Origin of the sequence: Amycolatopsis sp. CFH S0740 (assembly GCF_004522315.1) — a bacterium.
GTDB lineage: Bacteria > Actinomycetota > Actinomycetes > Mycobacteriales > Pseudonocardiaceae > Amycolatopsis > Amycolatopsis nivea.
The window spans coordinates 173226-199390 of the sequence record NZ_SDLS01000005.1; the positions used below are offsets into that span (position 1 = coordinate 173226).

Genomic DNA, 26165 nt, shown 5'->3' on the forward strand with positions numbered 1-26165 from the left:
GCGGGCGGAGGGGTGGGGAGATTTGTGGTCTAGACCATACTCGGCCGCCAGCGCTCGGTCAAGGATCGGCTACCCTGCGTCATCTATACACGGGATACTGTATGCAATAGAATGTCGGCGAGGATGCCGACCGCAGGGAGACCGCGATGTACACGGTGACCGACCCGGCCACGGGCCAGCTGATCGAGGAAATCGAGAACGCGACCGATGCGGAGGTTCGCGCGGCGATCGAGCGCGTCGACCGCGGATATCGCAGCTGGCGGGCGCGTCCGGTCGCGGAACGAGCAGCGATCGTCGCGCGCGCCGCGGACCTGTTCGAGCAGCGCGCCGACGAGCTGGCCGCGATCATGACCTTGGAGATGGGCAAGCGGATCAACGAGGGGCGCGGCGAGGTCGGGATCGTCGTGGACATCTTCCGCTACTACGCGGAACGAGGCCCGGACCTGATCGCCGACCAGCCGCTCCCGATCCGCGGCGGTTCCGCGGTGATCCGCAAGGAGCCCATCGGTGCGCTGCTGGGCGTGATGCCATGGAATTTCCCGTGCTACCAGGTCGCCCGGTTTGTCGCGCCGAATCTGGTTCTGGGCAATACGATCCTGCTCAAGCACGCGTCGATTTGCCCGCGTTCGGCGCTCGCGATCGAGAAAATCCTGCAGGAAGCAGGCGTACCGGACGATGCGTACGTGAACACCTTCGCGTCCAGCCGCCAGGTCCCGATGATTCTTGCTGACCCACGGATTCAAGGCGTTTCCCTGACCGGCAGCGAACAAGCCGGTATCTCGGTGGCGGCCGAAGCTGGCCGAAACCTGAAGCGATGCGTGCTGGAATTAGGCGGCGCGGACCCGTTGCTGGTGCTCGACACCGCGGATCTGGACGAAACAGTGCGCGCTGTCGCGACCGCGCGGATGCGTAACTGCGGGCAGTCCTGTAACGCGCCTAAGCGGATTATTGTCCAGTCTGATCTTTATGAGGAATTCGTGGACCGGTTCACTAAACGGGTCGCGGACTATTACGTCCCCGGGGATCCCGCCGACCCGTCCGCGAAGCTGCCTCCGCTGGCTTCCGTCGCCGCTGCGGACGAGGTCGCCGCTCAGGTCGCCCGCGCAGTGGAGCAGGGCGCGACCTTGCGAACCGGCGGTCGTCGTGGCGAGGGTGCGTATCTGGAGGCGACTGTCCTGACTGATGTCACGCCGGAAATGGACGCTTACCGGGAAGAGATCTTCGGCCCGGTGGCGATCTTGTTCCGGGCTGAATCGGATGACCATGCCATCGAGATCGCCAATGACTCGCCGTTCGGTTTGGGAGCGGCAGTGTTCGGGACTGATCCGGTTCGATTGCGCCGGGCCGCGGATCGGCTGGAGGCGGGGATGGTGTATTTCAACAAATCCGGTGGGTCGCAAGCGGATTTGCCGTTCGGCGGGATCAAACGCTCGGGGATGGGGCGGGAACTGGGGCCGTCGGGGATTGAGGAGTTTATGAACCAGAAATCAATACGCCTCTGACCTGCTGTTTTGTTGCGTTTGGCCCTCTCAGGCCGTCGTCAGGCCGTCGCGGATTCGTCCAGGACGGCCTGGCCAGCCTTGCGGGGTGTGAACACTTTGTTGGCCGCAGCCCCCCCAGGGAACAACCTTGCGCTGCACCGGCTGCGGCCGCTTGATGCTCTTCGCCCGGCAGGGATTCGTCCGGATCTTCTTGTCGTCGACTGCGGCTTGGAAGATGGCCGAGACCGTGTCGAAGAGGATCGCCCGGTACGGGGCCATGAGTCCGCGTCCGCCACCGCTCTTCGGCCGCTCCAACCAGTCGAGCCAATCCCGGATGGTGTCGGTCTTCTCGACTACCTTGAGAGCGCCGCCTAGCCAAGCTCCAGTGATTGGACCCACGATTGCGAGTACTCCCAGTGCGAGAGTCACCCAGGGCGGGACTTGGTTACTCATGTGATCAACCTACACGGCGGAAGTTTACTCCTTCTTGAGAGAAGGAGGGCATGTTGATATTTAGTTAAAAATCGCGCAACCTAGAAAATCATCGTCGCAACGTCGACGATGATAATCTCCGGCTTTTGGTTGTGTGAAAATCGCCGTGCGCCGCACAATGGACTATTTGGAGAGGAGTGATGCGACTGCGCCGGCTGCGGCACCTAGAAGGGTTGACAGAGAAACGATTGCCACTTCGAACTCCTTCGTGCGTCCGGATTCGAGCATTGCGGCAGAGTCCTTGATAGCGCGCAGCTCGTCCAAATAGCTAACACTTGCCTGCTCTTCAAGCTTCTCGAAGTACAAGAGGCGCCCGCCTCGTTCCTTAAGTGTACTCAAGGACTGTGAGCTGCTTCGTTTATCTTGGGATTCCAAGGCTTCGGCCATTAGAACATCGAGAATCAACTTTCGTGCGACTTTCGAAGATTTAAATAGTCTGGACAATGTGCCGCGCAAACCCTTTTTCTGATGAAGGTCGGTCAGTTCTTCAAGGCTTTCGGCAACATCTTCCATTCTGCCAGCTCGAATCTGCCTTTCGATTGTTAGAAGGTAGTAGAGAGATAGCTCATTGCCAAGTGTTCGATAGACGGCCTCTTTTGCCATAACTGACGAAACGTCGTCACTATAGAAGTTGTACACACATTGGTCATAGCCGCCAGCTCGGGAAAATTCGATCGGGTCTTCGTCAACGGGCTTATTTCCAGGAGGATTTCGAATTTGGAAGTCGGCATGGAACGGTGAAGGTCCGACTGTGACCATGCGTATATCGTTTCCGATTTTGTCGAGCTCGTTAATCAGGTACTCTCGAACTAATGCTACCGCCGCCGACGCCTTCGTGTCAGGTGGACAGTTCAAGCATTCCACGAATGTCACAGGCCCATGATAGAAGTACCGTATTTGAACGAGGAATTCCGTGCCAATTTCAATTTTTCGTTCAGATACGATCGCAATGGGGTTAAGCTTGGTTTGAATCCGCTCGGGTATTGAAATCTCGAATGATATGGATCCATCGTTGGGTTGCAGGGGGGTGTCACCATAGTTGTCATCTATATCAGGATGGGTTAGCTCCCCCATGAAGAAATTGTTAACGGTGCGTACTTCTATTTTCTTTATCGATCCAATTTGAGACAGAGTGTCTTCGACGGACTCAAACCACTCTTTTGAGTCTTTAGTATTGACGAAAAATAGGAAGCATCCGACTCCGAAATACGAAGTTGGTATCGTAGTCAAAATATTAGCTCCTTAAGGTTCGATAACCGCAAGGAGATACTACATCGGACGGATGATCCGACCTGAGTCGAAACCCAACATTGCCGCATTTCCATCCCAGGTGCAGGCCTCCAGAAGAACTTCGCAAGCGGTGGTCGCTGCCGAACTTGGCTCTATGGGATCAAGGTGCCGCCGACGGCGGCGCGGGGTTGCGCGGCTCCCGGCGGGTCCGCCCGGTGCGACACGGACGGCCTGCCGCTCCGCTCCGGCCGCCGGTCGCGGGCGGCCCGCCGGAGGTGCCGGCGAGCGCAGCGCCGCCGTCAACGGCGGGTGATCCAATGAGACGCATGCGGGCAAAGTCGCCCAAGCGGTCCAGACCGTTACAGGCCAGTCGCCGCCCGTGGCGGCCCGCTTCCTCGTCAGCGATCGTTTAGCACCGCCTCGACGCCATCAAGGGTGCCTGGCGGCGTCGCTTCGCGATGGTTGCAAGCGCCTGCCCTTGACGGTGCCGAGACGGTGCTAAAGGCGGCAGGGACGAGGACGGCGGGTTAGCCTGGCCGCCATTCAGAGGGTGGCCAGGACGAGGACGTCCAGGCCGTCACCAGGCCGTCGGACGTCAAGATCGGTCCGGACGTGACCGGACCCAACCGAAGCAAACGAGCAGGTCAGAGGCAGTGCGATCACAAACGTTCCCAGGCCCACTGACCGCCTGGATAGTTCATGAATCAGAAGTCGATCCGGCTGTGAGCTGCAGCTGTCCGCGGACGGTGAAGTCTCCTATGGATTAATTCCGGTCTTCCTCGGGCGGAGGGGAAAACCGGGCAGCCTGACGCTCCTCGTAACTGACCCAGTAGAGGGCTTCGTGATGATGCCAGCGGTCGTAGTCCGCGACAGTTTGATACATCCGCGCGTTCGCGAGGTGGAAGGCGACCCAAGTCGCACGGGTCGCGTTGGGCGCCGGACGCCGGGCTGTCGCAGCGGAGTGCGCGTCGTGCAGTGTCGCGGGTTCAGCTTTGTCCGCCATGGTCCATGCCCTTCCGCTGGCACGTTTGGTTGCTGGAGTCTGCGGGTCTAGGTTCTAGATTAGAAGTAGTTCTATTAGGCGCTAAGTCTCATAGGTTGTCAATAGAACTACTTCTATCTAGTCTGGCAGGTCAGGAGGCCCTGATACCGCTAGCGTTATCGCCGCACGGAGGAGGATGACGTGGGCATTGGGTACCGTGACCTGGCCGCGAGCCTGCGCGACGCGATCCAGCGGGGCGAATACGCACCGGACTCGACGCTGCCGAAGCAGGAGGAACTGGCTCAGGAGCACGGCGTCAACGTCAACACAGTGCGCAAAGCCGTGAGTGTCCTCGAGGCTGAGGGGCTGGTCACGCCGGTCCGGCGCCGCGGCACTGTCGTTCGCGCGCGTCCGCCGATGAAGCGTCTCGGTGCTGATCGCTACGCCAAGAGCAAGTGGAAGTACGGCGAAACGGTCGCGTTCGTCGCTGACCGCGAGGCGTCCGGTCGCGAGTGGAAGTCCGCCGATCAGACGCAGACCGTCGCCCGGATCGAAGCCGATGCGGAGATCGCCGAAGCCTTGGGCATCGAGGTCGGCTCGCCCGTTTACGAGCGTGCGCGCCTGGTCAAAGACGCGGGCCATCCGACGCACATCCTCTCCAGCTACTACCGTCCGGAAGACGTTGAAGGCACTCGCCTCGTCGACGAGACGCCGGGGCCAGCGGGGCGAGGCGGAGGCTTCCTGGTCCTCACCCTGCAGGGGCTCGAACCCGACACGATCAGCGAGACCGTCTGCTCGCGCATGCCCACGCCCGTCGAGATCGAGACGCTGGAACTCCCCGCGGGAGAACCGGTGATGGTCTTGGAACGCCGCACATTCACGGCCAAGGGCCGGGTCGTGGAGTTCGCGCGCGGCGTCCACGCGGCGAGCCGGTTCTCCTGGTCCTATACCTTCAAGACCCCCGACTGACTCCGGAGTCCTCGCATGCCTGAGCGCTCGACCACCGTGCCGGAGCACCTCCGCGCCGACGTCCAAACGCTCTGGGATTACCACGACCTGCACCACGAACTCCGGCCGACGGACGTCGGGATCGGCCTGGGCAGCCACGACCTCGGTGTCGCTACTCATACAGCGGAGCTGTACCACCAGGGCAGCTTTCCTCGGATCGTCTTCACCGGAGCCAATGCGCCGACAACCGTGGAGCGATTCCCTCGCGGCGAAGCCGTGCACTACCGGGAGCGCGCGTTGGAACTGGGCGTTCCCGACGGCGCGATCCTCGTCGAGCCCACGGCCCGCAACACCGGAGACAACATCACGCGAAGCCGTGAGCTGCTGGCAGCACACGAGATAGAGATCAAGTCCGTCACGCTGATCTCGCGCCCCTACCAGCAACGGCGGGCGTACGCGACGTGCAAGAAGCTCTGGCCTGACATCGACGTTCTCTGCGCCTCCCAGTCATTGCCGCTGGACGAATACGTCCGGAGCATCGGCGACGTGGACCGGGTCATCACCATGCTGGTCGGCGACACGCAGCGGATAAGCCTCTATGCCCAGCGAGGATTCGCGATACCCCAAGACCTTCCGGACCAGGTTGAGCGAGCGTTCGAGAGCTTGGCAGCACACGGATACACCGCCCGGCTCCTCACCTAGGAACCAACAACCCGCTCAACCACCCAGCGAACACCTGCTGCACATCCCCCCGCACCCGCCCCGGGTCGTCGGCGTGCGCGATCATCCTCGCCGCCTCCATCACGGCCGCCAAGACCAGTTGCGCCAAAGCATCCACCGGCGAATCCACAATCAACCCGGCATCCCGCGCAGCCGTCAGGTGCTCCGCGACCAGCCCCAAGCCGTACTCGGCCTCCAGATCGCGCCAGGCGTCCCATCCCAGCACCGCCGGGGCGTCGGTCAGCGAGATTCGCCGGACATCCGGGCGCAGGCAAGCGTCCAGGAACACCCCCAGCGCGGCAGAAAGACCGGAAAGCGGATCCGGCGCACCGTCAAGGACGTCCGAGACCTCGACGGTCAGTTCGCGTTCCAGCACTTCGACGACGGCCCGGAACAGGCCCTGTTTGTCGCCGAAGTGGTGGTACAGCGCGCCCCGCGTGACGCCTGCCGTGCGCGTGATTTCTTCGGCCGGCACGTCGTGGTAGCCGCGTGCGCCGAAGAGGTCTCGGGCGGCCTTGATCAGTGCGGCTCGCGTCGCGTCGGAGCGTTCTTGCTGGGTACGTCGCACGCACCTAATCTGCCATGGCGGCGGCGAAGCGCGTGATGTGCCCGGCCAGTGCGTCCGGCTGATCCTCCGAGACGAAGGTGTACGAGTCCGCGACCTCGACCAGTTCCGCGTCCGGCAGCACCTCCGCCAGGCGGTGCGCGAGGCTGATCGGGAACAGCTTCTCCTCCGGCGGCCAGACCAGCAGTACCGGACGCTTGAACTGGCGCAGTTTCTCCGCCGCGGCGAGGGTGTGCTTCGAGTCGACGGTGCGCAGGAACTTGCGCAAATCCCTTCGCAGACCAGGGGATTTCCGCAGTTTGCCGAGATACTCCTCGGCGACGTCCGGCGGCAGCGGGCGTTTCGTGACCCAGCCGAACAGCAGCGGCAGCCGGTACAGCGGCTTGATCCGCAGCAACTGGCCGAGCACCGCCATCGAACCCGGTACGCGGGCGAACACCGGCAGCGGCTGGAAGATCGGCGGGAAGAAGTACTCGAAGCTGTCAGACGGCGTCAGCACGACCCGGCCGACCCGTTCCGGATACCGCGCGAGCAGCAGTTGCGTGATGGCGCCGCCGGTGTCGTTGGCGACCAGGATGACGTCTTCCAGGTCCAGTGCCGTGAGGAAGTCTCCCAGGAGGGTGGCGAGGCCGGCGGCGCTGAGGTCGGCGTCCGAGCGCATCGGCACCGGGTGCGCGCCCAGCGGGAGATCCGGGGCCAGGCACCGGAATCCGGCGTCCGCGACGGCCGGGACGACCTTGCGCCACAGCAGGGCATTGGTGAGTACGCCGTGCACGAAAACGACCGGACGGCCGTGTCCGCGCTCGAAGTACCGGAGTTCGCCTTGGGGGAGGTTGACGTGCCGGGCAGTGCCCAGGTCTTCGTATGCGCTCATGCTGGCGAAGATACATACATGCAGTCTGTATGTAAATTACCTCTGGGGTAATACGCGGCCTGACCAGGGCGGTTATGGGGAGCTGAGCCGCCGGGTGATCCGGTCGAACAGGTCGTCCAGGGGTTCGCCGAGGTCCTGGCCGAACTCGGTCAAGCCGTAGGTGACCTGAGGCGGGGTGGTCGGCTCGACGTGCCGCCAGACGAGGCCGTCCTCGACCAGTGCGCGCAGGGACTGGGCGAGCATCTTCTCGCTGATGCCGCGGATGCTTTCGCGCAGTTCGAAGAACCGGAGTTCCTTGTCCCGCAACGAGATCAGGATCCAGATGCCCCACCGGCTGGTCACGTGGTCGATCACGGCACGCGCGGGGCAGTCGGTGTGAAACACCTCATAACGCGGCGTCGGGACGGCCGGGGTGAACTGCGCGCTTCCTGTCACGTATCGAGCTTACCAAAAGGTATGTCCTTACGAAAAGTAAGCGGATCGGCCTAGCGTCGGCGGCCTACGAAGGGAGCTGTTCATGATCGTGGTGACCGGGGCGACCGGAAACATCGGCCGGCCGTTGGTGCGGGCGCTCGCCGACGCGGGCGAGCAGGTGACGGCGGTGTCGCGGCGGGCCGCCGAGGTGCCCGAAGGGGTCCGGCACGTGGTGGCCGACCTGGCGGATCCGGCCAGTCTCGAACCTGCGCTGACCGGGGCGAAAGCGTTGTTCCTCCTGCTGTCCGGCGATCTGCACGCGGTCGGCGCGAACCCCGCCGATCTCGTCGCGAAGGCCGCGGACGCTGGGGTGCGCCGGGTTGTCCTGCTGTCGACCCTGGGTGTGGCGACCAGGCCGTTCGGCACAACGCGGATCGCGATGCGCGAACTCGAGGACGCCGTGCGCGAATCGGGTCTGGACTGGGTGCTCCTGCGGCCGGGCGGGTTCGCCTCCAACGCGCTGTGGTGGGCGGAATCCGTTCGCACGCAAGGAATTGTCGCCGCGCCGTTCGGCGACACCGGGGTGCCGATCATCGACCCGGCGGACATCGGCGAGGTCGCCGCGGCTTGCCTGCGGGACGACCGGCATGTCGGCGGTGTGTACGAGCTGACCGGGCCGGCGGTGATCACGCCGCGTCAGCAAACGGAGGCGCTGGCCGCCGCGCTGGGCAAGCCGGTGCGGTTCCAGGAGCTGACCCGCGCCGAGGCCAAGGCGGGCATGATGCAGAGCATGCCGGGCGAACTCGCCGACGACACCTTGGACATCCTCAGCTCGCCGACTCCGGCCGAACTGCGCGTGAGCCCGGACGTCGAACGGATTCTCGGCCGCGCGCCGCGGTCCTTCGCCGACTGGGCGGCCCGCAATATCGCCGCGTTCCGCTGAGTCTTACTCAGCCGGATCGCAGCGCGAGCACAGGCCGGACACCGCTTCCTCGGCGGATTCCGTCGGCGCGCCGGGGATCGCCTCCAGCCGGCCGCATTGGCGGCACAGCAGATGCTGGTGGTCGAAGCCGGAAAGTTCGTAGCGCTGCGCGACGCCGACGTGGTCGAAGCGGTGGACGAGACCGGCGGTGACGCCGGTGGTCAGCACGTCGTGGACGCCCCTCGTGGACGCCATCGACAGCCGTTCGCGGACCAGCGGCAGCAGTTCCGCGACGGTGACGTGCGGGTTTTCGGCCAGCACTTCCAGCACGACCTGCCGGGCGGTCGTCACGCGCAGGCCGGCGCGCCGGAGCCGGGTTCCGGCGTCGGCGCTGGACGGAATGGGTGCGGAGGTCGTGAGCACGCCTCCTTTGTAGTCCCCAAAGTTGATCCAGTCAAATGTAAGAACGGGTCAACTCTGGGACTGTGAGCCAGTGCACGCCAGAATTGATTCGGTCAAGTCTGGGGGTACGATCCGGGCCATGGACGAGTTCGGGACGCGGTTGCGCGACAAGGGTCTGCGCAACACGCCGCAGCGGCGTGCGGTGCTGGCCGCGGTCGCGCGGACCCCGCACGTCACGGCCGCGGAAATCGCGACGGTGCTCGACGCCGACGGGGCCGTCGGCGCGTTGTCCAGGCAGGGCCTCTACAACGTGCTCGACGACCTCGTCGGCGCCCGGCTGCTGCGCCCGCTCGAACCGGCGGGCTCGCCCGCGCGGTTCGAACTCGAAACCCACGACAACCACCACCACCTGGTCTGCCGCGGCTGCGGCCGGATCCAGGACGTGCCCTGCGCGATCGGAGCCGCGCCGTGCCTCGAACCCGGTCCGGTGCCCGGTTTCCGGGTGGACCAGGCGGAGGTCACGTGGTGGGGGATGTGCGCGGAGTGCGAGGCCAAGGCTTAACGCAGCGCGTCCTGCAGCGCCGCGAGCCCGACCGGGCCGACGGCCAGCGCGTCCTCGTGCCACTGGCGCAACGTGAACCCGGGTTTGGCGGCGGCTTCGGCCCGCGCCCGCAGCCAGGCGCGTTCGCCGATCTTGTACGAGATCGCCTGGCCCGGCCAGCCGAGGTAGCGCACGATTTCGGCGTGCACCCGGTGTTCGGCGGCCAAACCGCGCTCGTGCAGGAACCGGCACGCGGTGTCGAAGTCCCAGCGGGAACCGTCCGGCAGCGGCAGATCGAGGTGTGAGCCGAGGTCGATCACGACGCGCGCGGCCCGCAGCGCCGAACCGGCGAGCATGCCGAGCCGGGTGCCACGCTCGGAGAACCAGCCCAGTTCGTCGGCGAGGCGTTCGGCGTACAGCGCCCAGCCTTCCGCGTGCCCGCTCACTGAATGGACGCGTGCGTAGCGGCTCACCGAGTCCCCGGCGAGGCCCGCGACGCCGATCTGCAGATGATGTCCGGGAACGCCTTCGTGGAACACCGTGGTCAGCTCGGACCAGGTCGCGAAGCGTTCCCGTCCGCCCAGCGGCCACCACGTGCGGCCGGGACGGGTGCCGTCCTCGGCGGGTCCGGTGTAGTACGGCGAACCCGACGCGGAGCCGTACGCGAGCACGACGTCCAAGGCGCGCAACGGTTCCGGGATGTCGAAGTGCTCGCTAGCCGCTTCCAGCGCCCGGTCGTGCGCCGCGCGTAGCCAGTCCAAATAGGACTCTTCACCGTCCACCGCGCACTCTTTGTCCAGCAGCGCCAACACTTCCGCGACGCTCGCGCCGGGCTGGATTTTCGCCACCTCGGCGGCGATTTCCGTTTCGATGCGCTGAAGTTCCGCCCAGCCCCATTCGTAAGCCTCAGCGAGATCCAGGTCCGCACCAAGGGAAAGCCGGGCCGCGACGGCGTAGCGTTCCGCGCCGACACCGTCGGTTTCTGTGGCGTGCGGGGCGTAATCCTCGCGCAGGAACCGGGCGAGCGCCGCGTAACCGCGGTGGGCAGCGTCGGCACCGGCGCGCAGCTCGGCAGCCTGCGGTCCGTCGCCGTACTCCTCGACGAGTGCATTGTGGACACCGGCGTACCGCTCGGCCTGCGCCGCCGTCTCCAGCGCCTGCCTGCGGGCCGCGCGCAGGCCGCGGTCGAGACCGGCCTGCAGCGTCTTCTGCCAGCCGGCGAGCATCGTTTCGACGCCGGTCATCCGGACCGCGACGACGTGCCAGTCATCCGCGTCGCGGCGCGGCAGCAGCCGGACCGAATCGGCGATCGAATTCAGCGTGCCGAAATGCGCCTGTACCTGGCGAAACGGCTCGTCCAGCTCGTGCCAGGCCAGTTCGGCCTCGAGACTGTTCCGCAGGTGCGCGGACGCGATCCGGTCCGCGCGGGACTCGGGGGTCAGCGTCGCGAGAGCGGCGAGCGTGCGGCGGGCCAGGTCGGCGCGGGCAGCGAAACCGTCCGGGGTGAGGTCAGTGAGCGCGGTCGCGTCCGTGGTCACGCCGTCCAGGGTCGCGGCGATCGGGTCGAGCGCTGCCTCAGCCGTGACGTGGTCGGCGGAGAGCTGAAAAATCGGGGTCACGCCGCCACGGTAGCCGGGAGCCGCCGCCCGAATATAGAGACGTTCGCGGGGTGCGGACGCTGGTATAGAGAGAGAATGCCCGCGCCGGTACGCCGACGCGGGCATTCGCGGGAGAAAAGCCTCAGTCCGTGCCGGACTCCATCGCGGCGCGGTCGAGCAGCTCGACGTCGTCGGCCCGGCCGCGGGACGCGATCGTCTCGGCCCCGCCCTCGGGCATCGCGCCGATCAGGCCGGTCGAGGCCGCCTGCGCGGCGCCGATCAGCTTCGGGTGCGAGGTGCCGCCGACCATGCCGAGGCTCGCGTACTGCTCCAGCTTGGCGCGCGAGTCGGCGATGTCGAGGTTCCGCATGGTCAGCTGGCCGATCCGGTCGACCGGGCCGAACGCGGAGTCCTCGGTGCGCTCCATCGACAGCTTGTCCGGGTGGTAGCTGAACGCCGGGCCGGACGTGTCGAGGATCGAGTAGTCCTCGCCGCGCCGCAGCCGCAGCGTGACCTCGCCGGTGATCGCGGTCCCGACCCAGCGCTGCAGCGATTCGCGCAGCATCATCGCCTGCGGGTCCAGCCAGCGACCCTCGTACATCAGCCTGCCGAGGCGGCGGCCTTCGTTGTGGTAGCTGGCGATGGTGTCCTCGTTGTGGACCGCGTTGACCAGCCGCTCGTACGCCGCGTGCAGCAGCGCCATGCCCGGGGCCTCGTAGATGCCGCGGCTCTTGGCCTCGATGATCCGGTTCTCGATCTGGTCGGACATGCCGAGCCCGTGCCGCCCGCCGATCGCGTTGGCCTCAAGGACCAGCTCGACCGAGGTGCCGAACTCCTTGCCGTTGATGGTCACCGGACGGCCCTGTTCGAAGCCGATCGTGACGTCCTCGGTCGCGATCTCGACTTCCGGGTCCCAGAACCGCACGCCCATGATCGGCTCGACGATCTCGATGCCGGTGTCGAGGTGCTCCAGCGACTTCGCCTCGTGCGTGGCGCCCCAGATGTTGGCGTCGGTGGAGTAGGCCTTCTCGGTGCTGTCGCGGTAGGGCAGGTTGTGCGCCTGCAGCCACTCCGACATCTCCTTGCGGCCGCCGAGCTCGCCGACGAACGCGGCGTCGAGCCACGGCTTGTAGATCCGCAGGCCCGGGTTGGCCAGCAGGCCGTAGCGGTAGAACCGCTCGATGTCGTTGCCCTTGTAGGTGGAGCCGTCGCCCCAGATCTGGACGTTGTCCTCGAGCATCGCGCGCACCAGCAGGGTGCCGGTGACCGCGCGGCCGAGCGGAGTGGTGTTGAAGTAGGCCCGGCCGCCGGTGCGGATGTGGAAGGCGCCGCAGGTCAGCGCGGCGAGCCCCTCTTCGACGAGGGCTTCCTTGCAGTCGACCAGCCGCGCGAGCTCAGCCCCGTAGGCGTGCGCACGGCCGGGGACGGACGCGATGTCGGGTTCGTCGTACTGGCCGATGTCGGCGGTGTAGGTGCACGGAACCGCACCCTTGTCGCGCATCCACGCCACCGCCACGGACGTGTCGAGGCCGCCGGAGAACGCGATGCCGACCCGCTCGCCGACGGGAAGGGAAGTGAGCACCTTGGACATAGGAATGATTATGCACGACGATGTATGAACGTGCATCCCCGGGTGGTGTGAACTCGCTCTCCCGGGGGTTCGCGCAGGTCACCGTTCGTACAGCCGCCGGCGCCACCATGCGGAGGCGTGCCAGAGGCTGAGGGACCAAGCTGCCGGGTCGGGCAGCACGACCGAGACGTCCGTGAGGGCCACCCTGAGGGAATCAGATTCCCTCAGGGTGGCCCTCACGGACGACAAGACACACGGTCATCAGGCCGTCAAGAGGGCATTTCGGCGAGGGTGGGGTTAGTAAGTCCGGCCCTTCCACCCAGTCCGGCGACGGGCGGAGTCGATCGTCATAAGCGTGTACAGCGCGGCAGTGAACGGCAGCAACAGCCCCGCGGCCAGCGGCTGCCGGTAGTACCGGGCGACGTGGACGAACGTCGCCGCCATCAGCAGCCAGGCGACGGCGGCCTGCCACGAGCCGGTCAGGGCGAGTGCAGGCGGGGCGAGGAAAACGGCGATCATCCCGACGACCGTCCCGGCCAGCAGCAGCGGCGAATGCCGGAGCTGGGTGTAGGCGCTGCGGGCGACCATCTGCCACAGGTCCGCGAGCCGCGGGTACGGCCGGACGCTCCAGACCTTCGTCGCGTAACCCAGCCAAATCCGGCCGCCCGCGGACGCGACGGCACGGGCGAGTGCGACGTCGTCGATGACCGCACCGCGGATCGCGGCGATTCCGCCGGCGCGTTCGAGCACTGAGCAGCGGACGAGGACGCAACCGCCGGCCGCGGCGGCGGTGCGCCAGCGCGCGGAGTTCACGCGGCGGAAGGGGTAGAGCATCGCGAAGAAGTAGACGAAAGCGGGCACGATCAGCCGCTCCCAGAACGTCGCGGTGCGCAGAACGGCCATTTGCGACACCAGATCCCGGCCGCTGGTCGCGACGAGGGCTTTCAGCGAATCGGGGGCATGTGCGATGTCGGCGTCGGTCAGGAGGAGGAAGTCGACGTCTCCTGCCTCGCGGACGCCGTGTGCGACGGCCCAGAGTTTCCCGGTCCAGCCGTCCGGTGGTTCGCCGGGGCTGGTGACGGTGAGCGGGAGTCCATTGGGGACAGTCAGTGCGCGGGCGACTTCCGCGGTGCCGTCGCTGCTGCCGTCGTCTACGAGAATCACCTTGGCGTCGCCGGGATAGCTCTGGCGGAGCAGCGTGGGCAGGGTTTCTGGCAGCAGTTCGGCCTCGTCGCGGGCTGGTACCACGATGGCGACGGACGGCCAGCGTTCCGGCCGGACCGGCTCGGGCAGTCGCTGGTCGGTGCGCCAGAACCAGCTGTGGCACAACGCGAGCCCGGCCCACACCGCCAGCGTCGCCCACGCGAGGACCGTGCTCATGCGCGGAGTGTAGTGACTGGCAGCAAACTGACAGGTCGCTCCCAGCGGACTCATAGATTCGCGGCTGAGACTGGGTGTTCCCACCACCGGAGAGGACACCCGGCATGGACCCGGACATCACGAGAAGGCAAGCGGAACGGGCACGCGTCCGGCACCGGACCGCGCTGGTCACGGCGGTCGCGGCGGTGCTCGGAGTCGCGGCGGCAGGCGGGATCGGCTACGGGCTGACGGCGGCCGGTTCGACCAGCAGCACCACCTCGACCGACAGCGGGACTGGGTCGAGCACCTCGGACCAGGACCAGTTGCAGGCGCCCGCGCAGGATCCCGGATCCGGCTCCGGGCACGCGCACACCGGCTCGGGTGCGTCGTGACCGGGCCGTACTCGGCGGCGTTTCCCGCGCTCGGCACGACGGCGCGGGTGCTCGTCACCGAGGAGGCCGCGCTCGGCCCGGCGACTGAGCTGCTGCGGACGCGGCTCGCCGAACTCGATCGGGCATGCAGCCGATTCCGGACGGATTCGGAAATTTCGGCCCTCCACCGCGCCGCGGGCCGGGAAGTGGCGGTGAGCCCGCTGCTGGCCGACGCGCTGTCAGTTGCGTTGCGGGCCGCGTGGCTGAGCGGTGGCTTGGTCGATCCGACGGTGGGCGGGTCGATGGCGGCACTCGGCTACGACCGGGATTTCGCCGAGATCACCGACGGTCCCGCCGCGGCGCCGGTCCCCGCGCCGGGTTCGCATTGGGTGCTGTTCGAACCGGCCCGCCGGATCGTCGTGCTGCCGCGCGGCGTGATGCTGGACCTGGGCGCGACCGCGAAAGCGTTCGCCGCGGACCGAACCGCCGCCGAAATCGCCCGCCGCACTGGCTGCGGCGTGCTGGTGAACCTCGGCGGCGACATCGCGGTGGCGGGTCACGCTCCGGCAGGCGGCTGGAAGATAGCGATCGGCGACGACCACACCGACTCGATCGACTATCCGGACACGACGATCACGCTCACCAGCGGCGGCCTGGCGACCTCCGGCGTCGCCCGGCGGACCTGGCGACGCGGCGGTCGCGTGGTGCACCACATCGTCGACCCGCGCACCGGCGAATCGGCGGATCCGTGCTGGCGGACGGTATCGGTGGCGGCACAGTCCTGTGTGGACGCCAACACCGCGAGCACGGCGTCGGTCGTGTTGGGCGTTGCCGCGTTGGACTGGCTGAGGTCGCGCGGGCTGCCCGCGCGACTGGTGAGTTCGCGTGGCGCGGTCCGGACGACCGCCGGTTGGCCGGGGGATCGCCGGGAGCGTGCGTCGTGAGTTCCGCGCTCTGGTATTTCAGCCGTGCCACCGGAATTGTCTCGCTCGTGTTCTCGACAGCCGTGGTGGTGCTCGGTTTCCTCAACTCCGGACGATTCGCGACCCGGCGCTGGCCCCGCTTCGCCCTCGCCGACCTGCACCGAAACCTCGCCCTGGCTAGCCTCGTCTTTTTGGGTGCACACATCGTCTTCGCGGTCGTCGATGGTTACGTGGACCTCAGCTGGCTCTCCGTTGTCGTCCCGTTCGTCTCGAGCTACGAACCGTTCTGGATCGGCATCGGCGCGGTCGCAGTGGATCTGCTGCTCGCCATTGTCGTGACGAGTCTCCTGCGGACTCGTATCCCGCCGCGGTTGTGGCGCGCCGTGCACTGGCTCGCCTACCTGTGCTGGCCAGTCGCGCTCGCGCACAGCGTCGGCCTAATCGCTTCCGACAGCGCCCGCCCGCTGCTCATCGCGCTCGACATCGTGTGCCTGATAGCCGTTTTAGCCGCCGCGAGCGTGCGGTTCGGCAGCACCAGCCCCGACACCGAGGCCCGCCGCCTCTCTCCCCTTCAGAGGTGACTCGTGCTACTTCCGTTGCACCGTACCAATCTTGCCGCCCACCTGTCCGTCCATGGTGGACTCCCAGCCTTGGACCGCGACGCCTTGATCCACGCAATCGACGCCGCCGGTATCCGCGGCCGAGGCGGCGCTGGCTTCCCCGCCGCGGCGAAACTGCGCTCTGTCGCACCAGGACGGTCCATTGTGGTCGCTAACGGCTGCGAGAGCGACCCCTTCAGCAGCAAAGATCGCGCCCTCCTGGAGCTTGCGCCACACCTTGTGTTCGACGGTATCCAGGTCGCCGCACGAGCCGTCGGTGCTACCGAGGCTTATCTTTGCCTGCACGGAGAAAACCGAAGCGTAATGGCGGCTCTAGCCGAACGTCGCGACGCAGTTCCGGTGAAGGTCGTCGCAGTCCCGCCCCGATACGTCGCCAGCGAAGAAACCGCCCTAGTACATTTCCTGGCCACCGGCGACGCCCGCCCGACCGGCAAATCCCCCCGCCCAACCGAACGCGGCCTGCGCGGACGCCCGACGCTAGTCCAGAATGTCGAAACCCTGGCCCGCTTCGCGCTCGTCGCCCGACCTGGCGCGGACCGCTCTGTCCACACAGACCTGGTCACCGTCACCGGAGCCGTCGCTCGCCCCGGCGTGCTGGAAGTCCCTGCCGACACTCCGATTTCCGCGATCCTCGCTCGCGCCGGCGGATCCGTTACCGCACAAGCAGTTCTGATCGGCGACTACGGCGGCACCTGGATGCCTCGTGCCTTGGCCGACCCGTTGCCGCTCGGCCGCGAACCGGGATTGTCCTCGCTGCACCTGCTCCCGGAACCGAACTGCGGCCTGGAGTTGACTCGGAATATTCTCTTTGCCCTGGCTGGAGAATCAGCCCGCCAATGCGGCCCGTGCATGTTCGGATTACCGGCCATCGCCGCGGATTTCACCGACCTGCTGTCCGGAAAGGACGCAACCGGCCGCCTGGCCCGCCGCCTCCCACTCCTCAGTGGACGCGGTGCGTGCGCCCACCCGGACGGAGCTGTTCGCCTAGCCGCAAGCGCGTTACGCGTCTTCGCCGCCGACGTGCGCGCACACCTGACGATCGGCTCGTGCCGGATGATGGCAGGTGCGGCATGAACCGCCTGACCGTGGACCCGATCGCCTGCCGCGCACACGGTTTGTGCGCGGACGTCCTGCCAGAACTGATCACAGTGGACGAATGGGGTTACCCGGTAGTACGCGGGGAATCGGTGCCCGAATCGCTGCTAGCCGAGGCCCGAAGGGCTGCTGCGGCTTGTCCGGCGCTGGCGTTGCGGCTGCGGAAGACAGATTAATCGCAACGCCAGCTCCGTATTTAGCAGCTGTTCAACAACGCCACCAACCCTTGATGGCCCCGATTACCATCACGGCCAATGGTGCAGCGGCGATCACAGCTGAGACGAGCGACTGCAACGAATCTCCTCGGCGAACTAGGTAGACTTTTCATGTTTCTCGTAACATGGATATCGTTACGGCTAGGCTACCTGGAATCCTCTGCGAACGATCTTCAGGGGTCACCCAAAGTATGTCGGCAAATGCAGACAACCTCAGAAGACTGATCTTGCCGTACGGACGAGTGAACCGTTTCGGCGCCCCGGCTTTTCAGCCGCGGCGGATTACGGATCGGCGCGGCGAAGGCATGGCCACGGTGCTTTCCCCGTCGCTCTCGCCGTCCCTGGCCTGCGGAATCCGGTGCGGATCCCGGGCTGTCGCCAGTCGCTCCTCGACGCGGTCGGCCTTGGCGTCCTTGCCGCGGCCGCGGTAGAAGGCGGCGGCGCGAGTCCAGGCGTCGACCGCGTCCTCGCGGTTCCCGCGTGAGTAGAGGATCTCGGCGAACGCCTCCAGCGCCCGGGCCTGGCCGGTCGCGTTGTGCGCCCGCTCCGCCAGCTCGACCGCTTCCTGCGACAACCGCAGCGCGGCTCGGTCGTCTCGTTCCGCAGCGGCGAGCCGGGCCTGCACGGTGCGCAGCCGCATCCCGGCGGTGAGGTCGCCGGTGATCTGGGCTTGCGCCAGCGCGCAATGCCGGCGGGCGACCGCGAATTCCTCCTGGCCGAGGTGGAGTTCGGCCAGCGTGGTGTACGTAGCGGCTTGGCCGGACACGTCGCCGGTGAGCGCTCGCAGGTGAAGGGCGCGGTGATAGTGCGGCAGCGCCCGCTCGTACTGGTCGAGTTCGGCGAGGGTTTCGCCGAGGTACTGCTCCGCCTTGGCCTCGCGGACCGGGTCGCCGTTGCGCTGCGCGTGCGTTATGCAGCGGCGGAACAGCGCGATCGCTTCCGTGTGGCGGCCGGTTTGCCGGTGGAGGCGGGCCAGGTTGATGGTGATCGTCAGCTTCGCGATGGGTGATTCGTCGTCAATGGCCAGTTCCAGCGCCCGGGCAAGTGCTTCCTCGGCCGCTTGGTGGTTGCTCAGCGTGAGGTGCAGCTCCCCCAGATCGTTGAGGGTCGACCCTTCCGCGTGAGAGTCGTGGTTCGCGCGCGCGGCGCGGGCCGCGATGGCCAGGCCGGTGGTCATCTCGTCGTAGAAGCCGTAGACGACGAACGTGTCGTGCATGAGATGCGGAAGCACGCAGGCGTAGTCGAAGAGCCGGTGCTTCTCGGCGAGCGCGGCGAGTGCGGTGAGGTTGGTGCGTTCGCGGAGGAACCAGCGGTGCGCGGCGGTCGGCGTGTCGAACTGCGTCGGGCGGATGTCCGGCTCCGGGTCGAGCCGCGGCGGCCGGTCGCGGTGCGGGTGTGCCATCCGGTGCGCGTTGTCTGCGGTGCTGCAGTAGTGCGAGAGCAAGCGACGCAACGGTTGCGGGTCGTCGTTCTGCGCGCTCAGCGTCTGCGCGTAACGGTGGAAGATCGAGACGATCCGGTACCGGTCCGTATCGCCGGGCTGGTCGATCAGGTGCAACGCGACCAGAGTCTCGAGCGCCCGCCGGGTTTCCGCGGCGGGACGTCCGGCCGCGGACAGCAAGGTGTCCACGTGGATCTCCGCACCGGGATGGTGGCCGAAGAGCCGGAAAACAGCTTGGCTCGGCGGTTCGAGCGTGTGGTACGACGAGGAAAACGCCGTGCGCAGACTTTGGTCATCGCCGTCGTCGCCGATGCTCAGCAGCATCTCGGGATCGCGCAGTTGGTCGAGCATAGTGCTGAGGCTCAATCCCGGACGGCGAGCAGCGCTCTCGGCGATCAAGGTGAGCGCGAGCGGCAAGCCGTCGCAGAGGTGGGCGATTCGGCGGGCCGCGTCGGGTTCTCGTTCGCCTCGGCCGTTCAGGCGGCGGACGAACAGTTCCAGGGAATCGCGGTCGTCGAGGCGGTCGAGGCTGAGGGCGGCGAGTTCGTGTCGCCGGGTGAGGGCGCCGAGCCTGCGGCGGGAGGTGATGATCACCGAGCATTCGGACAGCACGTTCAGCAGCTGGTCGACGTGTCCGGAGTTCTCCGCGTCGTCGAGAATGACCAGGACGGACCGGTCGGTCAGCTGCTGGCGCAGGACCGCGGCGCGGGCCGTCGCGTCCACCACGTGGTCGACGGGGTAGCTGAGTTCCTGCAGGAGCCGGTCGACGATGTCGGTCGGTTCGAGGCGCGGTGCGGGGCCGAAGCCGTGCAGGTCGAGGTAGATCATCCCGCCGGGGAACCAGTCCGGGGCGCGGTGTGCCCAGTGGACGGCGAGGCTCGTCTTTCCGATTCCGGGCGGGCCGCTGAGCACGACGGCGGGCGAGCGGGTCGGCGAGCCGGGGCGGAGCCACTGGTCCAGCGTGTCCAGTGCGCGGGTGCGGCTGATGAACCCGCGGAGGTCGCGGGGGAGCGGATGGGACGGAGGCGCGGCCCGGCGCACCGGGGCGGCCGGCGGGTTTTCGTGGCGGTCGCGGAGCTCGTCGTGGAAGGCGCGCAGCATGGCCGTGGCGGTGTCGTCGGCGGCGTCGCGGAATCGCCGGTGCGCGTCGAGGTAGTGGGCCTGGGCCTGCTCGGACTGCCCGAGCGCGTAGTAGATCTGGAGCTGGAGCTTGACGAAAGCCAGGCGGCTGGCGTGTTCGGGGGCCAGATCCTGCATCCGTCCCGCGGCCTCGTCGGGACGGCCGAGCGTCAGCAATTGGCTCGTCAGGAATTCTCGCGCGGGAAGCAACATGGACTTTATTCGGTCCTCGCGCCAATTGTCCGCGCGTTCGGTGCGGAGCTCCGGCAGCGGTTCATCACGCCATAAGGAAAGAGCGGCTTCGGCTGATTCGTAAGCCGCTTCATGATCGCCGGAACTCGCCGCGGCGTGTGCTTTCCACATTGTTTTCCGAAAGACGGCGACATCCACCAGGCTCTCGTCGAGGTCGATCAGGTAACCGTCGCCGGACCGCGCGACCGTGGCGTGCACGTCCGCTTCTTCGAGGGCGGGACGCAGCCGGTGCACCGCCTTGTACAGGGCTTCTTGCGGGTTTCCGGGCAGGTCGTCGTCCCAGAGCCACGAGATGAGGGTGTCCTGGGAAAAACGCTGGCCCGGCCGGGTGAGCAGGATTCCGAGAATATTCCGGGTTTGCCGCTGGCCCCACTGCTCGCTCATCTTCCCGTGCATCCGCACCGCAGTCTGCCCGAGAATTCCGTAGGCGAAGTCCATTCGACGCCCCTCCCTCGTCGATTGCCTAGTTTCGCATTGATCCGCGGGATCGGCGACCGCTTTCGGGATAAGGATCAGCCGGGGAATTGTCTTGTCCGGTTTCGGTCCGCTTTGTGTCCAGCGGCGGGAAGTCCCCGGTCAGGACCGCGCCGCAGCCTCGGTTCGTCGGTTTCCGGACGGAGGGGATGAAGATGGCGCACGACGTGTGGGTACGCGGTCCGATCGGTCTCGACGCCGCGTCACGGGTGACGCGGCCGGGGTGCCGGACCGTGCTGGCGGTCGTTCCGACCGTGACGGCGGGGACGCGGCTGGTCGAACTGCTCTCGCTGCTCGAACGGGACCTGCGGGTGCAGGTGATGTTCACCGTGCCGCACAGCACCGACCGATGGGCCGGGGTCGAGGAGTACGTGCGGGCGCAGCACGGGCTCCTGCTGCCGTGGGAGCAGGCGGTGGCACATCGGTTCGATCTGGTGCTGGCGGCCAGTCACCGGAATCTCGACCAGGTGCGCGGACCGCTGATGCTGGTCGAGCACGGAATCGGGTCAGTCCGGCCACGCCGGTTCAGCCGCAAGGCGGGCGGGGCGACAGTCGAGACCACTGGACTGGACCGGGAGCTGATCACCTTTCGGGGGCGGGTGCTTCCGGCGGTCCTGGGCCTCGCCACCGAATCGGAGGTCGACGTTCTGCGGGAGCGGTGCCCGGAGGCAGTTCCCGCGGCGGTCGTGGCCGGTGACCTCTGCCTCGACGGGATGCGGGCGGGCATCGGCCGGCGGGAGCGATACCGCCAGGCGCTGGGCGTCGGCTCGCGACGGCTGGTGGTGCTGAGCTCGACCTGGTTCACTGACTCGGCGTTCGGCCGTGTCCCGCGGATGTACGAAGCGATCGTGAACGCACTGCCGAAAGACCGTTACGCGGTGGCGGCTGTGCTGCACCCGAACATCTGGGCGGTGCACGGACGGCGCCAGGTCACCGCCTGGCTGGACGGGTGCCGGGGCCTGCGCGTGCTCCCGCCCGAGCAAGGATGGCAGGCGACGATGATCGCGGCGGATTGGGTGATCGGCGACCACGGCTCGACCACGGGCTACGCGGCCGCCATGGGGAAGCCGGTGACGCTCGCCTCGCTGCCCGACGGACGCCCGCGCGCCGGAAGCGTCGCGGACATCGTGCGGGCGCGGACGAAGCTGCTGGCTGCGGACCAGCCGATCGAGGAGCAGGAAAAAGCCGCCGTCACCGCGGCTCCGCGGCTCGCTGCGGAGGTGCTCCCTGTCGTGAGCGCGAGGATCGACTGCTCAGCGGGGATTTTGCGGTCGGCGATGTATCAGTTGCTGAAGTTGCCCGAACCGGCCGCCCCGGCGTATCCGCCGTTGCCCGCGATGCCCCAGCCGCTGCCCGGGTGGGACGCGTGACCGCCGGCGTCGCGCGCGTCCGGCTCGCGCTGCCCGGGCGTCGCGCGATGCCGGTGCTGGTCGCGGACCTTGACCGGGCCGGGCCTCGGCAGGCAGCCAGCGCGGACGTTGTGGTCCGGGTCCGGTCCGGTGCCGCGACGAACTGCGAGGCTGACGAGCTGAGGGCGGCGTGGCCGGGAGCGATCGCCGCGGCGGTGTGCTGGCCGGGCGGGGCGGTGTGGTCAATGCGGCGGCTCGGCGGGATCCCCGCTGAGGCGGCGGGCCTCGTCGAGATGGCGCTGGGCGCTTGCCTCGTCGCCGTGACCGCGTTCGAGATCGGCGAGCGCGGTGAGGACCTCGGCCTGGAAATGCGGTGACTGGAGGCGCTTGACGCCTTCGAGTGCCTCCAGGAGTTCGGTGCGCGCCCGGCGGTAGTCGCCCCGCCGGGCATGGATCGCGGCCAGCGGGACGACCGCACGTGCGTGCTGGGCGGCGTCGTCCGCCGCCGCCATGATGGCGGCGGCTTCGGCGAGTTCCCGCATCGCTTCGTCTTCCCGCCCCAGTTTGATCAGCAGTTCGCCGCGACGGCGCCGGGCCATGCCGACGCCGCGCGGAAGCCCGATCTCGGCGTGTTTCTCCGCGCTGCGCTCGTACAGTGCCAGTGCGCCTTCGAGGTCGCCGCGGCCTCGGGCGTCCCTGGCTATCCGCGACAGCGCTGTGGCCTGCGTCGGACCGTGCTGCTCTCGGTCGCCGATCTCGAGTGCCGCGGTGTGGTGGGCGGAAGCTTTCCCGAACTGCCGAAGCCGGTCATAGACGTAGCCGACTTGACTGTGCAGCCGAGCCTCAGCCAGCGGCTGCCCGCATCGCCGAGCCGCCTCGATCCCCGCCGTGCACAATTCCAAAAACGGTTCGTAATCCCGGTAGTGCAGGAAGAATCCCCACGACGCTTCGGCGAGTTGCCACAGTTCCTCGTCCCACCCGTGTGCCGTGGCGGCTTTCGCGACGGCGTTGATGACCGGCCGGTCGCGGCGCCACCAGGTCACCGCCTGGTCGCGGTCGGCGAAAGATGCCGTCGCCGCAACGGTTTCGGCCGCGAAGGTCGGGCGGAACGGGTGGATGAGCGCGCTCGCGGTGACGGTTTGGTCCCGGTACCAGCGGATGTAGCGGCGGACGAGATAGTGCCGGTCGGCCTCGGCGTCCTGGCGTTCGGCGCGCACGCGGGCGTCGTGGCGGACGACGTCGTGCTGTGCCACGGTTTCGTCCTCCAACTCGTGGAGGAGGTTGGCTTCGATCAGCTCGTCGACGGCGTCGTCCAGGTGGGCGGGCGAGCTCTGCAGCGTGTCAGCGAGCGCATCGACGGCGTGGTGCGGGCCGGGCAGAATGCCGCAGGTTCGGTAGAGCCGGGCCGCCGAGTCGTCGAGCGCGGCGTACGAGGCGTCGAAAACCGTTGCCAGATCAGTAGAACCGCCTAGGCGTCGAGCACGTCCGCGGCGCGCTTCCTGGTGCGGGTTGCGTCTTGGCCGGACGCGCAGCCTCGCTCCGGTGATGGTGAGGGCCAGCGGGAGACCGGCGCACGCGGTCAGCAGGTTTTCCGCGTCCTCCTGGCTGATCTGCCGTTGCCCGGCCCGGCGGACGAGCACCTCGCGGGCCGGTCTGTCCGGAAGCGGGCTCAGCGGAAGGATTTCCGCGCCGTCCAGTGCGAGACTGGTCAGCTGCGACCGGCTGGTGACGAGCACGAACGCGTGCGCGCTGGACGGCAGCACGGCGCGGGCGTCGGCGCTGTGCACGACGTCGTCGAGCAGCACGGCGAACCGGCGATCCGCGGTCACCGCACGGAATTCGGCGGCCCGCTGGGCGAGCGAGGCCGGGATGTCGTCGGCGGGAATGCCCAGCGCGACAAGGAAACCGTGCAGTACGCCGCTCGCGGATTCCGCGGTTTCGTTGCCCTCGGAGGAAAATCGCGCGCAGAGGATGCCGTCGGGGAACTGGGCGCGGTGGGTGTGCAGCCAGTGCAGGGCGAGCGCCGTTTTGCCGATCCCGCCGACTCCGGTGAGCACGACGACGGACGGGGCGGGGTCGGAGCGGAGCCGGATTTCGTCCAGCCGGTCCAGTTCCGCGTTGCGGCCGAGCAGCACGGACGGCGCGGGCGGGAGCTGGACCGGCGCCCGCACCGGTCTGTCGGACGTCACCGCCCCTGGCCGCGCTTCAGTCATTCCGCACCCCCCATTATTCCTCCTTACCCGGTCCGGATGGCGAATGAAATGAAAAGCGTCAGGAATCACCCACCCCCTGGGGGAAGGATCAGTGACGGGGGGTATCGGGCTTGCGCCGATCGAGAGCGTTCTGGCCGCCATGCGGGCGGATCGTCACCTTTTCCCGCAGCAGCAAGCGACGGATCGTGCCATAGGACGCCTGATGCGCGTCCGCGATGCTCTGGATGGTCGAGCCGGATTCGTATTCCCGGACTATCCTCGGCACGTCGAGTTCGCGGCGCACGCCCTGGCGGATTTCCGGCAGCACCGCGCCTTCCTGCCGCAGCAGCCGTCCGGTCCAGCTCAGGGACAGGCCGTGCTCCCTGGCGATCTCGGTGATCGACGCGCCGGCCCGCCAGGATTCGAGCATCCGGCGATTCCGCTCGATCCGATTCGTGCGTGCCTCGTCCGGCGTGTCCATGCAGGCGCTCCCGCTGCTTGGCCCGAAGGTGATCGACCCTCCATTATCAGCGTCGCGGAGCGGGAATGTGAACCTACGAACGGGGTGCATGCGCGGCAGGGTGTTTGTCCGCAATTGGCGACACCAAGCGAGCGAGCTGAATTGAATATTCAGCAAATGGAGCAGGCCGCTCCGGAAAGCGCAGCGCTTCCCCGGAAGCGGGGTAGAATCCGCCGCGTCAGTGCGGCACCCACAGCGTGACGCGGGTCCCGTTGCCCGGCGTCGATTCCACCCGTCCGGTGCCTCCGACCTCCGCCAGCCGGGCTTCGATCGACTGCTGGATGCCGAACCCCGGACCCCGTTCGCGCACGTCGAAGCCGCGGCCCTGATCCCGTGCGACCACCGCGGTCCCGCCGTCGCGTTCCTCCACCCGGAGTACGACGCGGCTCGTCCCGGCATGTTTCACGGTGTTGCGCAGGGCCTCCCGCACCGCTTCGCACATCGCGGTGCGCCGGTCAGCGGAAAGGCGGTCGTCGTCGGCGAAGTCGGCGGCTACGAGCTGGGTGCGCAGGCCTTCGCGGGCCATCTCGGCGGCGACGTCGGCCAGTTCGACCACGAAGCTGCGCCCCTTGCGCGGTTCGATCGGCTCGGTGATGCTCCGGCGGAGTTCGGCCGCCTCGGCGTGCGCGACCGAGCGCAGCTGGGCCAGCCGTTCGGCGGCGTGGTCGGCGTCGTCGGACGGGGCGATGGCGAGCGCTTCCAGGGTCTGCAGCACGCTGTCGTGCAGCAGCCGCTGGGTGCGCCTGCGTTCGGCCTCCTGACCGCGGCGCAGGCCGATGTCCAGGGCGAACCTGGTGCCGACGCCCAGCAGCACCAGGATCCCGCACGCCACCACGATCGACACCGCCAGCGCGACCAGGCAGCCGATCGACCGGCTGAGCGCGAGCGGATCGTCCAGCCGCAGCCCGCCCGCCACGGTCAGCAGGACGCGTACCGGCACCGCCGCGGCGAGCAGCAGCACGGCGGCGGGCAGCCCGGACGTCCCGGCCCACATCGCGACCGAGCCGACCAGCCACGTCCAGGTGACATCGATCGCGAACGGCTGCACCGCGTCCGGGGCCAGCACCGCGATCAGCAGGTTCAGCGCCAGCCCCGCGGCGAGGTCGACGGTGAGCACCCGCCGCGTGCGCCGCGCGGGCAGGCCGCCGGAGCGCAACAGCCACCACAGGAACCCCGCGTTCGCGGCGACGCCCAGCGCGGCCGCGGGCAGCACCGGGAACAACCCGGTGCTGCCGTTGGCCGCGGCGAAGCCGATGAACACCTTCACGAACGCGGCGATCCGGTAGGCGACCGGGACGACGACCCAGTACCGCGCGGCGCGCGCCAGCGTCGCGTCACCGACCTCGGCGAGGTCCCCGCCTGCGTCCGGCCGCTCCGGCGGGCTGCCGCGGTGCAGCAGCGTCCGCACGAATTCCCGCCGCGGTACGGCAAAACCCGGTACGGGCATCGTCCCTCCCCGTGTCTTCGGCGAGGATATTCGATTGGTGTAGTCCAGC

The 26165-nt window shown here is 67.6% G+C and carries 25 protein-coding genes; 11 read left to right on the forward strand and 14 right to left on the reverse strand.

All coding sequences use genetic code 11. From position 1 onward, the window contains the following. Positions 1–146: 146 nt before the first annotated feature. A complete protein-coding gene (locus EIZ45_RS11225) occupies positions 147–1502 on the forward strand; it encodes an NAD-dependent succinate-semialdehyde dehydrogenase (RefSeq protein WP_134665053.1) in 1356 nt (451 codons plus the stop codon). 27 nt (positions 1503–1529) lie between these two features. Here the strand turns inward: EIZ45_RS11225 and EIZ45_RS46775 are convergent, their stop codons facing one another. The 3 genes from EIZ45_RS46775 to EIZ45_RS11240 form a co-directional block, all read right to left on the reverse strand. Continuing rightward, a complete protein-coding gene (locus tag EIZ45_RS46775) occupies positions 1530–1934 on the reverse strand; it encodes a hypothetical protein (protein ID WP_240690724.1) in 405 nt (134 codons plus the stop codon). Positions 1935–2096: 162 nt separating this feature from the next. Further along, positions 2097–3047 (reverse strand): hypothetical protein, encoded by a 951-nt coding sequence (locus EIZ45_RS11235; protein ID WP_134665051.1) that lies wholly within the window; start codon positions 3045–3047, stop codon positions 2097–2099. Positions 3048–3966: 919 nt separating this feature from the next. Beyond that, a complete protein-coding gene (locus tag EIZ45_RS11240) occupies positions 3967–4206 on the reverse strand; it encodes an AMED_5909 family protein (protein ID WP_134665049.1) in 240 nt (79 codons plus the stop codon). A 180-nt stretch (positions 4207–4386) separates the two neighbouring features. Here EIZ45_RS11240 and EIZ45_RS11245 point away from each other — a divergent pair, with 180 nt between their 5' ends. Both EIZ45_RS11245 and EIZ45_RS11250 read left to right on the forward strand, forming a co-directional pair. Beyond that, entirely contained in the window at positions 4387–5154 is a 768-nt protein-coding gene (locus EIZ45_RS11245; protein WP_134736047.1) for a GntR family transcriptional regulator, read from the forward strand. A 15-nt stretch (positions 5155–5169) separates the two neighbouring features. Then, positions 5170–5835 (forward strand): YdcF family protein, encoded by a 666-nt coding sequence (locus EIZ45_RS11250; RefSeq protein WP_134665045.1) that lies wholly within the window; start codon positions 5170–5172, stop codon positions 5833–5835. Here EIZ45_RS11250 and EIZ45_RS11255 read toward each other — a convergent pair. The 3 genes from EIZ45_RS11255 to EIZ45_RS11265 all read right to left on the reverse strand — a co-directional run bounded on the left by EIZ45_RS11255 (position 5828) and on the right by EIZ45_RS11265 (position 7727). Continuing rightward, entirely contained in the window at positions 5828–6421 is a 594-nt protein-coding gene (locus EIZ45_RS11255; RefSeq protein WP_134665043.1) for a TetR/AcrR family transcriptional regulator, read from the reverse strand. The two genes, EIZ45_RS11250 and EIZ45_RS11255, sit on opposite strands and share 8 nt — an antisense overlap. Before the next feature lie 4 nt (positions 6422–6425). Beyond that, complete coding sequence (locus EIZ45_RS11260) at positions 6426–7292, reverse strand: alpha/beta fold hydrolase (RefSeq protein WP_134665040.1); 867 nt, start codon at positions 7290–7292, stop codon at positions 6426–6428. 72 nt (positions 7293–7364) lie between these two features. Then, the gene (locus EIZ45_RS11265; RefSeq protein ID WP_134665038.1) at positions 7365–7727 is read right to left on the reverse strand and encodes a helix-turn-helix domain-containing protein; all 363 of its coding nucleotides are present in this window, start codon (positions 7725–7727) and stop codon (positions 7365–7367) included. Between the two features lie 82 nt (positions 7728–7809). Here EIZ45_RS11265 and EIZ45_RS11270 point away from each other — a divergent pair, with 82 nt between their 5' ends. Beyond that, a complete protein-coding gene (locus tag EIZ45_RS11270; protein ID WP_134665036.1) occupies positions 7810–8649 on the forward strand; it encodes an NAD(P)H-binding protein in 840 nt (279 codons plus the stop codon). Between the two features lie 3 nt (positions 8650–8652). Here EIZ45_RS11270 and EIZ45_RS11275 read toward each other — a convergent pair whose 3' ends face one another. Further along, complete coding sequence (locus EIZ45_RS11275) at positions 8653–9051, reverse strand: Fur family transcriptional regulator (protein ID WP_051728754.1); 399 nt, start codon at positions 9049–9051, stop codon at positions 8653–8655. Positions 9052–9169: 118 nt separating this feature from the next. Between EIZ45_RS11275 and EIZ45_RS11280 the strand changes: the two genes are divergently transcribed. Next, positions 9170–9592 carry a Fur family transcriptional regulator gene (locus EIZ45_RS11280; protein ID WP_134665034.1) on the forward strand — a complete coding sequence of 141 codons (423 nt, stop codon included), beginning with the start codon at positions 9170–9172 and terminating at the stop codon, positions 9590–9592. On the opposite strand, the gene EIZ45_RS11285 is transcribed toward EIZ45_RS11280, so the two are convergent. The 3 genes from EIZ45_RS11285 to EIZ45_RS11295 form a co-directional block, all read right to left on the reverse strand. Then, positions 9589–11190 carry a DUF885 domain-containing protein gene (locus EIZ45_RS11285; protein WP_134665032.1) on the reverse strand — a complete coding sequence of 534 codons (1602 nt, stop codon included), beginning with the start codon at positions 11188–11190 and terminating at the stop codon, positions 9589–9591. The genes EIZ45_RS11280 and EIZ45_RS11285 overlap by 4 nt on opposite strands. Positions 11191–11311: 121 nt before the next feature. Next, on the reverse strand, positions 11312–12760 hold the full coding sequence (argG, locus tag EIZ45_RS11290) for an argininosuccinate synthase (RefSeq protein WP_134665030.1): 1449 nt from the start codon (positions 12758–12760) through the stop codon (positions 11312–11314). Between the two features lie 276 nt (positions 12761–13036). Continuing rightward, positions 13037–14119 (reverse strand): glycosyltransferase, encoded by a 1083-nt coding sequence (locus EIZ45_RS11295; RefSeq protein WP_134665028.1) that lies wholly within the window; start codon positions 14117–14119, stop codon positions 13037–13039. 104 nt (positions 14120–14223) lie between these two features. Here EIZ45_RS11295 and EIZ45_RS11300 point away from each other — a divergent pair, with 104 nt between their 5' ends. From EIZ45_RS11300 to EIZ45_RS11320, 5 genes are all read left to right on the forward strand, one after another. Then, positions 14224–14490 carry a hypothetical protein gene (locus tag EIZ45_RS11300; RefSeq protein ID WP_134665026.1) on the forward strand — a complete coding sequence of 89 codons (267 nt, stop codon included), beginning with the start codon at positions 14224–14226 and terminating at the stop codon, positions 14488–14490. Further along, on the forward strand, positions 14487–15413 hold the full coding sequence (locus EIZ45_RS11305) for an FAD:protein FMN transferase (protein ID WP_134665025.1): 927 nt from the start codon (positions 14487–14489) through the stop codon (positions 15411–15413). The genes EIZ45_RS11300 and EIZ45_RS11305 overlap by 4 nt, the downstream gene beginning before the upstream one ends. Beyond that, positions 15410–15973 carry a ferric reductase-like transmembrane domain-containing protein gene (locus EIZ45_RS11310; protein WP_134665023.1) on the forward strand — a complete coding sequence of 188 codons (564 nt, stop codon included), beginning with the start codon at positions 15410–15412 and terminating at the stop codon, positions 15971–15973. Before EIZ45_RS11305 ends, EIZ45_RS11310 begins: the two co-directional genes overlap by 4 nt. Before the next feature lie 69 nt (positions 15974–16042). After that, positions 16043–17086, forward strand: a complete 1044-nt coding sequence (locus tag EIZ45_RS11315) for an NADH-ubiquinone oxidoreductase-F iron-sulfur binding region domain-containing protein (RefSeq protein ID WP_240690723.1) — start codon at positions 16043–16045, stop codon at positions 17084–17086. Beyond that, positions 17083–17283, forward strand: a complete 201-nt coding sequence (locus EIZ45_RS11320; protein WP_134665019.1) for a ferredoxin — start codon at positions 17083–17085, stop codon at positions 17281–17283. The genes EIZ45_RS11315 and EIZ45_RS11320 overlap by 4 nt, the downstream gene beginning before the upstream one ends. A 307-nt stretch (positions 17284–17590) precedes the next feature. Here EIZ45_RS11320 and EIZ45_RS11325 read toward each other — a convergent pair whose 3' ends face one another. Beyond that, complete coding sequence (locus EIZ45_RS11325; RefSeq protein ID WP_134665017.1) at positions 17591–20572, reverse strand: tetratricopeptide repeat protein; 2982 nt, start codon at positions 20570–20572, stop codon at positions 17591–17593. 191 nt (positions 20573–20763) lie between these two features. On the opposite strand from EIZ45_RS11325, the gene EIZ45_RS11330 reads away from it, so the two are divergent. Continuing rightward, positions 20764–21978: a hypothetical protein gene (locus EIZ45_RS11330; protein ID WP_134665006.1), complete on the forward strand. Its 1215-nt coding sequence runs from the start codon at positions 20764–20766 to the stop codon at positions 21976–21978. Positions 21979–22199: 221 nt separating this feature from the next. Here the strand turns inward: EIZ45_RS11330 and EIZ45_RS11335 are convergent, their stop codons facing one another. The 3 genes from EIZ45_RS11335 to EIZ45_RS11345 form a co-directional block, all read right to left on the reverse strand. Further along, positions 22200–24170 carry a tetratricopeptide repeat protein gene (locus EIZ45_RS11335; protein ID WP_167756410.1) on the reverse strand — a complete coding sequence of 657 codons (1971 nt, stop codon included), beginning with the start codon at positions 24168–24170 and terminating at the stop codon, positions 22200–22202. An 88-nt stretch (positions 24171–24258) separates the two neighbouring features. Continuing rightward, a complete protein-coding gene (locus tag EIZ45_RS11340; protein WP_037810499.1) occupies positions 24259–24630 on the reverse strand; it encodes a hypothetical protein in 372 nt (123 codons plus the stop codon). A 217-nt stretch (positions 24631–24847) separates the two neighbouring features. Continuing rightward, positions 24848–26116 (reverse strand): sensor histidine kinase, encoded by a 1269-nt coding sequence (locus EIZ45_RS11345; RefSeq protein ID WP_134665002.1) that lies wholly within the window; start codon positions 26114–26116, stop codon positions 24848–24850. Positions 26117–26165: the final 49 nt, after the last annotated feature.

Bases quoted from the DNA above. Each gene is read 5' to 3' on its own strand.
- EIZ45_RS11225 (WP_134665053.1), top strand. From the start codon at position 147: ATGTACACGGTGACCGACCCGGCCACGGGCCAGCTGATCGAGGAAATC.
- EIZ45_RS46775 (WP_240690724.1), bottom strand. From the start codon at position 1,934: ATGAGTAACCAAGTCCCGCCCTGGGTGACTCTCGCACTGGGAGTACTC.
- EIZ45_RS11235 (WP_134665051.1), bottom strand. From the start codon at position 3,047: ATGGGGGAGCTAACCCATCCTGATATAGATGACAACTATGGTGACACC.
- EIZ45_RS11240 (WP_134665049.1), bottom strand. From the start codon at position 4,206: ATGGCGGACAAAGCTGAACCCGCGACACTGCACGACGCGCACTCCGCT.
- EIZ45_RS11250 (WP_134665045.1), top strand. From the start codon at position 5,170: ATGCCTGAGCGCTCGACCACCGTGCCGGAGCACCTCCGCGCCGACGTC.
- EIZ45_RS11260 (WP_134665040.1), bottom strand. From the start codon at position 7,292: ATGAGCGCATACGAAGACCTGGGCACTGCCCGGCACGTCAACCTCCCC.
- EIZ45_RS11270 (WP_134665036.1), top strand. From the start codon at position 7,810: ATGATCGTGGTGACCGGGGCGACCGGAAACATCGGCCGGCCGTTGGTG.
- EIZ45_RS11280 (WP_134665034.1), top strand. From the start codon at position 9,170: ATGGACGAGTTCGGGACGCGGTTGCGCGACAAGGGTCTGCGCAACACG.
- argG (WP_134665030.1), bottom strand. From the start codon at position 12,760: ATGTCCAAGGTGCTCACTTCCCTTCCCGTCGGCGAGCGGGTCGGCATC.
- EIZ45_RS11295 (WP_134665028.1), bottom strand. From the start codon at position 14,119: ATGAGCACGGTCCTCGCGTGGGCGACGCTGGCGGTGTGGGCCGGGCTC.
- EIZ45_RS11300 (WP_134665026.1), top strand. From the start codon at position 14,224: ATGGACCCGGACATCACGAGAAGGCAAGCGGAACGGGCACGCGTCCGG.
- EIZ45_RS11320 (WP_134665019.1), top strand. From the start codon at position 17,083: ATGAACCGCCTGACCGTGGACCCGATCGCCTGCCGCGCACACGGTTTG.
- EIZ45_RS11325 (WP_134665017.1), bottom strand. From the start codon at position 20,572: ATGGACTTCGCCTACGGAATTCTCGGGCAGACTGCGGTGCGGATGCAC.
- EIZ45_RS11330 (WP_134665006.1), top strand. From the start codon at position 20,764: ATGGCGCACGACGTGTGGGTACGCGGTCCGATCGGTCTCGACGCCGCG.
- EIZ45_RS11335 (WP_167756410.1), bottom strand. From the start codon at position 24,170: ATGACTGAAGCGCGGCCAGGGGCGGTGACGTCCGACAGACCGGTGCGG.
- EIZ45_RS11340 (WP_037810499.1), bottom strand. From the start codon at position 24,630: ATGGACACGCCGGACGAGGCACGCACGAATCGGATCGAGCGGAATCGC.
- EIZ45_RS11345 (WP_134665002.1), bottom strand. From the start codon at position 26,116: ATGCCCGTACCGGGTTTTGCCGTACCGCGGCGGGAATTCGTGCGGACG.